This is a genomic window from Nocardioides cremeus (genome assembly GCF_030518195.1).
GTDB classification, from domain to species: Bacteria; Actinomycetota; Actinomycetes; order Propionibacteriales; family Nocardioidaceae; genus Nocardioides; species Nocardioides cremeus.
This window is the reverse complement of sequence record NZ_JAULSC010000042.1, coordinates 1-10,396: the sequence shown is the minus strand read 5'-3', so window position 1 is coordinate 10,396 and position 10,396 is coordinate 1. Positions and strand designations below refer to the sequence as shown.

Sequence of the window (10,396 nt, the reverse complement as noted above, 5' to 3'; positions counted from 1 at the left end):
CCGCAGGCTCCATTCGACCCTGGGAAACATCCCGCCCGTCGAGTACGAGCAAGCCCACTACGCTGCTCTCAACCGAGAGCCGCACCCCGTATAGGAACGGCCGAGAACCTGGGGCGCTTCAGGCTGTCGTTTGTGTCTACCTGCCGTTCGTGGCTATCCGCGGTAGTACGTGGTGCCTTGCTGGGTCACGGCTGAGCGTCGGTGAACCGCCCTGGAAATCCCGGAGGGTGCTGAACTATCCAAGGAGAGTCAGCACCGTGTCAGCACCTAGGAAGTACGACCAGGAGTTCCGTGATCGGGCGGTACGGATGTACCGCGACCGGCTGGCCGAGCCGGGTGAGTCGAAGTTGAGCGCACGACGATACGTGGGCTCGCTGTTGGACCTCAATCAGGCCACGCTACGTAACTGGGTCGAGGAGCGTTGCCCTGCCGATGGCACCCAGGCCGGATCGTCGCGGGCCAGTGAGTCCGTTGAGGGCCGGGCACTGACGAAGCGCGTGGCCGAGCTGGAACGGGCCAACGAGATCCTCAAGACCAGTGCGGCGTTTTCGCTCAGGCGGAGCTCGACCGCCGACCCAAGTGATCGTCGACTACATCGAGTCCCACCGTGACCGGTTCGGCGTCGAGCTGATCTGCACCGTGCTGTCCGAGCACGGCTGCGTGATCGCGCCGTCCACCTACGACGCGCGCCGTCGGCACCCGGTCACGGCTGTCGAGCTCGAGGATGCCAACCTGGCCAAGGCGCTGGTGACCCTGCACCGGGGAGGAGTGGAGCGTCTACGAGGCCCGCAAGCTCGACAGAGCCGCCCGCCACGCCGGCCTGGACGTGGGCCGGGACCAGGTCGCTCGGCTGATGCGGATCGCGGGGATCCGCGAGGTTGTCCGAGGCCGCCACCACACCACCACGACGCCACGGGATGCCTCGGCGCCGCGGCACCCGGACCTGGTCAGCCGCGGCTGGGATGCACCCGAGGCGGTCGATGAGCTGTGGGTGGCCGACTTCAGCTATGTCTGGACCCCTGGCGGGCTTCGTCTACGTCGCCTTCGTCGTCGACGTCTTCTCCCGCCGGATCCTCGGCTTGCGGGTAGTCACCTCCTCGATGAGGACCCAGCTGGTCCTCGCCGCCATCCACCCAAGCTCTGCGCACCAGCCACCGTGGCGAAGCGAGCACTGGCCCGACCTGGACCACCAGCGGGCTGGTCATCACTCCGACGCCGGGTCGCACCTCCGTGGCGTTCACCGCCGAGCTGCTCGAAGCAGGCGTCGCCGGCTCGATCGGCACCGTCGGCGACGACCTGGACGACGCCCTGTGCGAGTCCACCATCGGGCTGTTCAAGACCGAGCGCCATCAACGGCGGCGGACCGACCTGGAGAGACCGCTCCGCAGTGGAATGGCAGGTCGCCCGCTGGGTCTCACTGGTACAACACTCGACGACTCCACTCCTCGATCGGTTACCTGCCACCGATTTAGTTCGAACAGCGTCACCGGCAGGCTAAGACGACGACCCCCGACCCGGACGCCGTCAACCACGTCGCCAACGCTCCAAAACGAGGCCGATCCGTTGCTATGGCCTCGTTTTCAAGCGCCGTCGACAAACCAACCAGCCCTCCGATAAATCCAGGGCGGTTCATGGGAAAGGCAGCCTGAAAACTCGAGACGACTGCCAAACATTGGAAGACCTAGCGAAGCTAAAGTCCGCGAGATCGTTTGACGCATGACCGCCGCATGTGTGTTCGATCTTTCCCGGCGCGAATCTGTGACGTCAGAGTCCCGATGTGTTGACGAGTTTGCCGACTGCGGCAGTGATGAGCAAGGCGGCGGTGCCGCCGGCGAGAACCCGCATCGCTGCCCGGCTCTGTCTGGCGCCGCCTAGGCGTGCTCCCACCACACCCAGGACACCCAGAGCAAGCAGAGTGGCGCTGACAAGCATCACGGTTCGGGTGGAAGTCGGCGCGATCAGGACGGCGAAGAGCGGTACGGCAGCGCCGATGGCGAAGGCCAGGGCTGACACGATCGCGGCTTGCACCGGTTTGGCCGCGCTTTGCTCGCCTTGGCCCAACTCGTCGCGAACGTGGGCGGACAGAGCGTCGTGTTTGCTCAGCGCTTGTGCTACCTGTTCCGCCAGGGGCCGATCTAGTCCCCTGCCCTCGTAGATGAGGGTGAGCTCGAGAAGCTCACCCTCAGGATCCTCGGTGAGTTCCCGGCGCTCCTTGTTCAGATCGGCGCGTTCGGCGTCGCGTTGGGAAGACACTGATACGTACTCGCCGGCCGCCATGGAGATGGCTCCAGCGACGAGGCCGGCCAGACCGGCAGTGAGAATTGTCGTCCGTGTGCCGGCCGCGGCCGCGACGCCAGCCATTAGCCCGGCCGTGGACACGATGCCGTCGTCGGCGCCCAGAACTGCTGCCCGAAGCCATGAAGCACGGTCTGCAACATGCGTTTCACGATGAGTTACCACTTGAACTGTCTCCTTGGAATGCCGGTTCGGTGTTGCGTTCAATGGGTCTCGTTAGCCCCTCCGGTGCTCTCCGGGTTGCCGAGTTGCGAAATCATGACGCCGGGTCGGCGGGTGGCCACTACTTCAGCGGGGGACCAGTCTTCTGTGCGCTGCGCAGGTGAGGGGATGAGCAGCTCGAACGTCGTCGGTTGAATGTCGCGCAAAGTGAGCCGAGCGCCTTCGGCCTCGGCGAGCGATCGGGCGAGCGCGAGGCCGATGCCAGTGCCGACGGCTTGTGAGTCGCGGCGTTCGAACAGGGTGTCGGGTCGAGTGGGGCCGGGGCCTTGATCGGTGACACTGATGGTCACTCCGCCGGCGGTGGCCGCGGCCCCGATGACGACGTCGCCCTCACCGTGGCGAAGCGCGTTGGCGAGGAGCACGTCCAGGATGTGGCGTAGTGCGGCCTCAGAGGCGCGAACCTCGGGCGGGTCCTGATATTGAACCTGCAGGGATCGGTCGTGGGCGCGGTACCTCGGACCCCAGGTGGCTGAGAGTTCGTCGAGCAGCGCGTGCAGGTCGATGGGGGGCCGCGGCCCGGGTGTGTCGCGGGCGAGATGGAGCAGCTCGGTGACCCTGGCCTCCAAGCCACCCAGTGCCTCCAGGCTTTCGAACAGAACGGTCCGGGGGTCCGGGCGCGGAGCAATCAGTTCGGTCTCTAGTGCCACGATGGTCGCGGCAAGGGGCGTGCGCAGCTGGTGGGAAGCGTCCGCGGAGAATCTTCGTTCCCTCTCGACGAGCCCACCGATCCGCTCAGCGCTGGCAGTGAGGGCGCGGCCAACGTCGTCAATCTCGGGCAGGCCGGTGTCGGGGAGGGTCACGGTGAAATCACCTTGGCCTAGGCGTTCGGCCGCAGCGCGGAGGGCGTTGACCGGCCCCAGGAGACGGCGCAGCAGCCACCATCCGGCCAAGGCGGCGACAAGCACCGCGCCCAGGGCCAAAGCGGCCATCCAGGCAAGGGCGCCGGTGGTGCGCGCGGCGCTCTCCTCGGCTGGCTCTGTGACCCTGACCGCCCCGCGCATCTGCCCGGCTCCGCTCCCCAGCGCGGTCGCAGCGATGATCTGGGTGTCGGTGGCCACCCCGGCCACACCGTCGCGCAGGGCGGCCCTCACCGCGGCGTCTGCGATGTCTGGGCCATCGCCGGTGATGCGCCGACCGGTACTGTCGTAGAGGGCGTATCGGTGCTCGGGGTCGGCATCGGGGGGACGCCATACTCCGGGTTCCTGGAGGTCGGTAGGGGCCTCGTGGGCGGCGGATACGGCCAGCTTCTGCAGCTCAAGGAGATCGGTGTGTTGGTTGTGTTGACGCACCAACAGGGCCATCGGAAGGAAGAACACGGTCACCGCGAGGGCGCTGACCATGACCACGGTGAGCATGACGCGTCGGGTCATGGCGTCTCGAGGCGGTAGCCCACCCCGCGAAGGGCGGTGATCCGGCTCCCGGAGCCCGGCTGCTCCCCGAGGCGGCGGCGCAGTCCAGCGACGTGAACGTCGAGAGTCTTGGTGGAACCGAACCAGTGCTCATCCCACACGTCGGCGAGAAGTTGTTGGCGGGTGACCACCTGTCCGGCGTCACGAGCCAGACGAGCCAGTAGGTCGAACTCCTTGGCCCGCAACTCCACCTCGTGCCCTGAAACCCACAACCGACGGGCGCCAAGATCCACGCGCAGGTCGCCCACGGTCACCACGCGTGCAGTCTGGTCACGCCGCTCGGCGGCCCGCAGGTGCGCTTGCACGCGGGCCAAGAGCTCGGCGAGCCGGAACGGTTTGATCACGTAGTCGACCGCGCCGGCGTGCAACCCGGTCACCACGTCCGCCTCTTCGGCACGAGCGGTGAGCATCACTACCGGCAACGAGGGGTGCAGGGTGAGCAGGACGCGCGCCAGTTCGACTCCATCGCTATCAGGGAGTCCGAGGTCGAGCAGGACCAGATCGGGCACGCTCGATCGCGCTGCTTCGAGACCCTGCGCGCCGTCATTGGCCCACTCGGCGATGTATCCGCTTGCTTCTAGGGCGCGTTGCAGACTCGCGCCGATCAGCGCGTCGTCCTCGATAACCAACACCCGGGGGCTCACGGGGTTCATCCTAGAAGCGTCCCCGGGTGGCGGCTCCGACATCAGGGCCGGCCGGCCCGACCCGCGTTGGCCAGGGCAGGTGTTGTGCGCTGCGAGATGAGGTGGCGGGCGGCAAGCACGAGGAATACTGCCTCCACCAGCAATGAGGGCATGCCCTCGGCCCAGTCGGTGGAGGTGTAGCCGAACAGGCCGAAGGTGCGGCTGGCGAGGAACCCGCCGATCATGCCGGCGGAGACGGCAGCTCCCAGAAGCCACGCCGTCAGGTGCTCACCGCGCCACAACCGCCAGGCTGCCCAGCCAGTCAGAGGCACGGAGAGCAGGAAAAGGATGCCCACGAACGGTTCCTCGGCCAGATACTCCGGAACCAATACCAGGTGCAGCACGCCTGCCGCGGCGATCATTGCCGACGCGACTCGCCGTGCGGTTGCACCCACGCGCGAACCGGTGGTCGATGACGTGGGGTGAAGAGGCGATGAGTCAGTCACGGGGGTTCTCCTCGAACGATCGGATGTAGGAACGACTCACAGCGTCGAGGAGTATCGGTTAGGGGCGCCCCCCATGCACGGTTAGCGCACGACCAGGAAAGTCTTGGCCTGGCGACAACCCAGAGCAAACGGTCCCCTAACCGAGGCTCAACTAACGTCGTTTCCACGGCCCCGCACTTGCGAGTGGCCGCCCCACCAGAACAAGTGCAGGGGTCGAGCGGGAATGGACCTGGCTGGACGCCTCCCTCAGACGGTGGGGCGGGTCGAGATCCCCCGACCGGCCCGTCCCCACCCCCAGCACCACCCGCCACCACACCGCAGTGACCCGACAGTGACTCCGACAGTCGAGTAAGAGAGAGGAGACAGTGAGATGACGACGACCCTGGCCCGCCCGATACCCACCCCCGAGTCCGCGCGGGCCAGGGGGCATCGCCCCTACCGCCGCACGGTGAGTGAACGCGGACTGCTCGCCGTGGTGATCACCGGTGCCGTGGCCGTGCTGGGGTTGTGGTGGCACGACACCACGATCCTGGCCGGCCTGGGGGAGTGGCTCACCGGGGCCGGGCGGCTTACTGGTCTGCTCGGTGGCTATGCCGTCGCAGTCATCCTGCTGTTGATGAGCCGTGCACCCTGGATCGAGCACGGTCTTGGCTCGGACCGGCTGGCCCGCTGGCACGCCATGGGCGGCCGCTACCTGCTCAGCCTGCTGGTCGCGCACGCCGTGTTGATCACCTGGGGCTACGCCATCACCGCCCAGACCGGGTTCCTGGCGGAGGCCTCGACCCTGTTGGTCGCGGTCCCCAACGTGCTGTTGGCCACCATCGGGCTTGGCCTGCTCGTCGTGGTCGGCATCATCTCGGCCCGCTCGGTGCGCCGTCGGGTGAGCTACGAGACCTGGTACCTGATCCATCTGCTCACCTATATCGCCGTGGCGCTGAGCTTCCTGCACGTGCTCACCGCCGGCGCCGACTTCCAGACCGGCTGGGCCAAGGCCGCCTGGATCGCCCTGTACGGCGCGGTCGGCGCCGCCCTGTTGTGGTACCGGTGGCTGGTCCCGGTCCGCGACGCCCTGCGGCACCGGCTGCGGGTCGCCTCGGTGACCACGGAGGCACCCGGCGTGGTCTCGATCACCGTCTCCGGTGAGGGCCTGGACAGGCTCGGCGCCCAGCCCGGACAGTTCTTCCGGTGGAGGTTCCTCACCCGCCGCGGCTGGTGGCAGTCCCACCCCTTCTCTCTGTCCGCGACACCGACCGACGCCGAGCTGCGGATCACTGTCAAGGACCTCGGCGACCACAGCCGCGACCTGCAGCGCCTGCGTCCCGGCACCCGGGTGATCGCAGAAGGACCCTACGGCGCGTTCACCCCGGCACGCCGAAAAGGGCACGGCGTGCTCCTGCTGGCCGGCGGCATCGGGGTCACCCCGCTGCGCACCATGCTCGAGCACCACGCCCACGACGCCGACACGATCCTGGGGCCCGACGCCGGTCCAGTGACGTTGATCTACCGGGCCAACCACGCCGATGAGATCATCCTCGCCGATGAGCTCGACGCCCTGGCACGGGCCGAGCACATCGAGGTGCACTACGTCCTCGGTGCCCCCGGCAGCGACGCCGACGTCCTGGTCGACCAGCGGCTGCGCCGCCTGATCCCTGACCTGGAGGACCGCGACGCCTTCGTCTGCGGCCCACCCCGGTTCATGGTCGCCGCCCGCGACAGCCTGCTGCGCTGCGGCGTCCCGGCCCGACACATCCACACCGAACAGTTCACGTTCTAAGGAGGGGGAGGAGGAGCCATGAACCGTCCCGCACTGGCCACCGCCGGCACCGTCCTGGGACTGCTGCTGCTGATCGGTGGGAAGGCCGCCACCTCGGCCGACCCGCTCGCGTTCGCCGGCCAGTCCAACGTGGCGCTGGCCCCGGCCGCACAGGGCACCATGACCGGGCCGCTGATCACCACCCGCTACGGACCGGTCCAGGTCCGCGTCACCGTGAAGGGTGGGAAGCTGACCGACGTCCAGGCCGTCGCTCTGCCCACCGGTGGGAAGTCGGGCAGCATCGCCGACTACTCCGCCCCCATCCTGCGCCGCGAGGCGCTGGCGGCCCAAGGGGCCGGCATCCACGCCGTCTCCGGCGCCACCTACACCAGCGAGGGCTACGCCAGCTCGCTGCAGGCCGCACTCGACCAGATCGCCAACCAGCCCACCCAGACCACTCAATCCGCGCAGACGGGCCGAGGAGCATGACTCATTCGATGTCACCACCCCCGATATCGCAAGGTCATGAGCCGCGAGCCGACCGTGTCGAGGGCACCCGTCGGATCGTCGAGGTGATGGGCACCGTGTTCACCCTCGATGTGCGCGACCTCGACCCCGCCGCGGCCGCGGTCGATGAGATGGTGGCCTGGTGGCAATGGGTGGACGACACCTTCAGCACCTACCGACCCGACAGCCAGATCACCCGGCTGGCCAACGGCTCACTGCTCCTGGACGAGTGCGCACCGGAAGTGCGGCACGTGCTCGACCTGTGCCAACAAGCCGCCACAGCCAGCGGCGGCTACTTCACCGACCACCCCCAAGGACGGCTCGACCCCTCCGGCATGGTCAAGGGGTGGAGCGTCGAGGTGGCCAGCAACCTGCTGCTTCGTGCCGGTTCCGAGCACCACTGCATCACCGCCGGCGGTGATGTGCAGTGCGTTGGAGTCCCCGGACCAGGCGATGCCTGGCGGATCGGCATCGTCGACCCCTCCGACCGGCACCGGCTGCTCGCCGTGGCCAGCCCGTCGGCGCAACACGCTCGCCTGGCCGCGGCCACCTCGGGGACAGCCGAACGCGGCCCGCACATCATCGACCCCGTCGCCGACACGGCCGCCAGCGAGCTCGCATCCATCACCGTCGTCGGGAGCGACCTCACCCTCGTCGACTGGGCCGCCACCGCCGCCTTCGCCATGGGGCACGACTCCCGGCCCTGGCTGGACGGGCTCGCTGGCGTTGAAGGCTTCGCAGTCACCCCTGACGGCGAGTACTGGTGCACCGACGGCTTCGAGGAGCTGGCACAGATCCTGACGGACCCCCTTGGCCGCTGAGCGGCGCGGGTCGCCATCCGAGCCAGTGCTGGCGAAACCCGGCAGCCTCAAGCCACCCCCAGGGGGTCCGCGACCTCACCCGCCTTCCCGCGCTCCGCTAGTTCCGCATGCCCCCACTTTGACAGATCACTCAGGAGGTACACCCATGAAGAGAACACTCATGTCCGTCGCGTTTGCAGTTGTGGCGGCACTGACCGTTGCCGGCTGCGGCAGCGACACCGATTCCAACGATTCAACCGCTAGCAACGGCGCGCAGTTCAACGACGCCGACGTAGCATTCGCCCAGTCGATGATCCCGCATCACGAACAGGCCGTGGAGATGGCCACGATGGCCCAGGAGCGCGCCTCCAGCACCGAGGTGAAGCAGCTGGCCGACAAGATCGCCGCCGCTCAGGGCCCCGAGATCGACACCATGACCGGATGGCTCGAGGACTGGGGCCAAGAGGTCTCCTCCGACTCCATGGGCGGGATGGATCACTCCGGAGGCGACATGCCCGGGATGATGAGCGACACCGACATGGAAAGCCTTGGCGCCGCTACCGGCGCCGAGTTCGACCAGATGTTCCTCCAGATGATGATCGAGCACCACACGGGGGCCATCGAGATGGCCCAGACCGAGCAGCAGGACGGTGAGAACCCCGACGCCATCGGGCTGGCCGAGAAGATCGAGGCCGATCAGACCGCGGAGATCGCCCAGATGGAGGACCTCCTCGGTTCCTGAACGCGGCCCAGGCGTCCACTCAGGCGTGGCCCGCAGATCTCGTGCGGGCCACGCCAGCTCGCCCCTAGCGCTCGAACCCGCTCGCGGTGGACATGCGCGCCTCATCCCTCGCCGGGTCCCTGAGTCATGGGTCCCTTCGTGTCTGGACACGCGTAAGCGCGTCGAGATTGCGTTGGTCGGTGTCGGGCAGAGTGTGGAGGTACTTCTGGGTGGTTTGGATCTGGGAGTGGCCCATGCGTTCCATCACGGACATCAGGTCGGCGCCGCCGGCCAGGAGCCAGGAGGCGTGGGCGTGCCTGAGGTCGTGGACCCGGACAGGGAAGTCGACCCCGCTCGCCTTAACCGCGGGAAGCCAGACCCGGGTACGGAAAGTGTTCCGGGAGATCGGGGTGCCGGCGCGGGTGGGGAACAGCAGGTCGTCGTGCCCGATGCCGTTGACCCGGATGTGCTCAGCCATGTTGTCGAGCCAGGCCTGGCGGACGCCGAAGGTGCGGGGTTCGTTGTCCTTGGGGTAGGGCTTGGCCAGGTAGCGCTGGCCGGTGGGGGAGTGCTTCTTGGAGACCTCCACGATGGTCTCCTCCACGATCAGGGTGCGGCGGAGGAAGTCGATGTGGCGGGGTTTGAGGGCGACGAGCTCGCCCCACCGCAATCCGGCCTCGATCAGGGTCTCGATCATCAGCCGGTGCTGGGCGGGGAGCGCGGCCAGGAGCCGCTGGTACTCGTCGGGAGCGAGGGTGCGGGCCTTGCCGGTGATCACCTTGGGCAGCTCGGTGTGGTCGCACGGGTTGTAGACCAGGACCCGGTCCTTGACCGCGCGGACGAAGACCGAGGACAAGAAGACGTGGTACTTGCGGATCGAGCGGGGTGCGAGGCCGTCGGCCTTGGCCTGGGTGACCCAGTCCTGGACCAGTGAGGGGGAGATCTTGTTGAGGCGACGGTGTCCGAAGAAGGGGTAGAAGTGCTTGTCGAGGTAGGAGATGTACGCGGCTCGCGTACTGGCCTCGACGTGCTTGTTGGGCAACCACTCCTTCTCGACGTAGGCACGAAACGTGATGTCGCCGTGGGCGTTGTCGTGCCAAGCCCCGGCGAGCACCTTCTGCTCCTCACGGTTGGCCGCGCGCAGCGCGTCGCGCCGGGTGGAGAACGAGCCGGCCGAGCGGGTGGCTCCGTCGGGGTCGCGGTAGGCACCCGTGTACCGGGTGCCGCGTGCCCCGTGCCGTGTCATGACCCATGCCATCTGAAACCTCCCGAGACGAATCTGGAAAGCTGCTCGTACGCCAGTTGTACGCAAACCCGGCCGGATGAGTCTGGACGAATGCGGACGGGTGTGGGAGTGAAACTGGCCTCTGACCTGCGACTTTACCAAAGTCGCCCGCCTGACGACACCCGGAAGATCGGCGGTAGGTAGATCTCATAACCCAGAGGTCGCAGGTTCAAATCCTGCCCCCGCTACACAGTGACGAGGCCCGGACCGACAGGTCCGGGCCTCGTCTGTTCTCGTCCCGGGTGCTGGTCTCAGCGTCGCCCGGGGTCGACCCG

At 67.7% G+C, this 10,396-nt stretch carries 9 protein-coding genes, 1 pseudogene and 1 other annotated feature; of the genes and pseudogenes, 5 read left to right on the top strand and 5 right to left on the bottom strand.

The window, feature by feature from the left end; translation table 11 throughout:
- The first annotated feature begins 257 nt into the window (after window positions 1-257).
- Window positions 258-1,472 (top strand): annotated as a pseudogene (locus tag QWJ41_RS20355) (IS3 family transposase).
- Window positions 542-672: a sequence feature (AL1L pseudoknot), on the top strand. (Overlaps the previous pseudogene by 131 nt.)
- Window positions 1,473-1,764: 292 nt before the next feature.
- Here the strand turns inward: QWJ41_RS20355 and QWJ41_RS20350 are convergent.
- From QWJ41_RS20350 to QWJ41_RS20335, 4 genes are read right to left on the bottom strand one after another with little or no spacing between them, the layout of a single operon-like run.
- Window positions 1,765-2,460, bottom strand: coding sequence for a VIT1/CCC1 transporter family protein (locus QWJ41_RS20350; RefSeq protein ID WP_300955024.1), 696 nt, complete (start codon window positions 2,458-2,460; stop codon window positions 1,765-1,767).
- Between the two features lie 38 nt (window positions 2,461-2,498).
- Complete coding sequence (locus QWJ41_RS20345; protein ID WP_300954976.1) at window positions 2,499-3,872, bottom strand: sensor histidine kinase; 1,374 nt, start codon at window positions 3,870-3,872, stop codon at window positions 2,499-2,501.
- Window positions 3,873-3,883: 11 nt separating this feature from the next.
- Window positions 3,884-4,570, bottom strand: a complete 687-nt coding sequence (locus tag QWJ41_RS20340; RefSeq protein ID WP_300954975.1) for a response regulator transcription factor — start codon at window positions 4,568-4,570, stop codon at window positions 3,884-3,886.
- A 41-nt stretch (window positions 4,571-4,611) separates the two neighbouring features.
- Entirely contained in the window at window positions 4,612-5,055 is a 444-nt protein-coding gene (locus QWJ41_RS20335; RefSeq protein WP_300954973.1) for a hypothetical protein, read from the bottom strand.
- Between the two features lie 448 nt (window positions 5,056-5,503).
- Here QWJ41_RS20335 and QWJ41_RS20330 point away from each other — a divergent pair, with 448 nt between their 5' ends.
- From QWJ41_RS20330 to QWJ41_RS20315, 4 genes are all read left to right on the top strand, one after another.
- Window positions 5,504-6,829: a ferredoxin reductase family protein gene (locus QWJ41_RS20330; RefSeq protein WP_302710295.1), complete on the top strand. Its 1,326-nt coding sequence runs from the start codon at window positions 5,504-5,506 to the stop codon at window positions 6,827-6,829.
- Window positions 6,830-6,847: 18 nt separating this feature from the next.
- Window positions 6,848-7,297: an FMN-binding protein gene (locus QWJ41_RS20325; protein WP_300954971.1), complete on the top strand. Its 450-nt coding sequence runs from the start codon at window positions 6,848-6,850 to the stop codon at window positions 7,295-7,297.
- An 86-nt stretch (window positions 7,298-7,383) separates the two neighbouring features.
- A complete protein-coding gene (locus QWJ41_RS20320) occupies window positions 7,384-8,136 on the top strand; it encodes an FAD:protein FMN transferase (RefSeq protein WP_300954970.1) in 753 nt (250 codons plus the stop codon).
- Between the two features lie 160 nt (window positions 8,137-8,296).
- The gene (locus QWJ41_RS20315; RefSeq protein ID WP_302710292.1) at window positions 8,297-8,857 is read left to right on the top strand and encodes a DUF305 domain-containing protein; all 561 of its coding nucleotides are present in this window, start codon (window positions 8,297-8,299) and stop codon (window positions 8,855-8,857) included.
- Window positions 8,858-8,981: 124 nt separating this feature from the next.
- Here the strand turns inward: QWJ41_RS20315 and QWJ41_RS20310 are convergent, their stop codons facing one another.
- The gene (locus tag QWJ41_RS20310; RefSeq protein WP_302710291.1) at window positions 8,982-10,082 is read right to left on the bottom strand and encodes a tyrosine-type recombinase/integrase; all 1,101 of its coding nucleotides are present in this window, start codon (window positions 10,080-10,082) and stop codon (window positions 8,982-8,984) included.
- Between the last annotated feature and the right edge of the window lie 314 nt (window positions 10,083-10,396).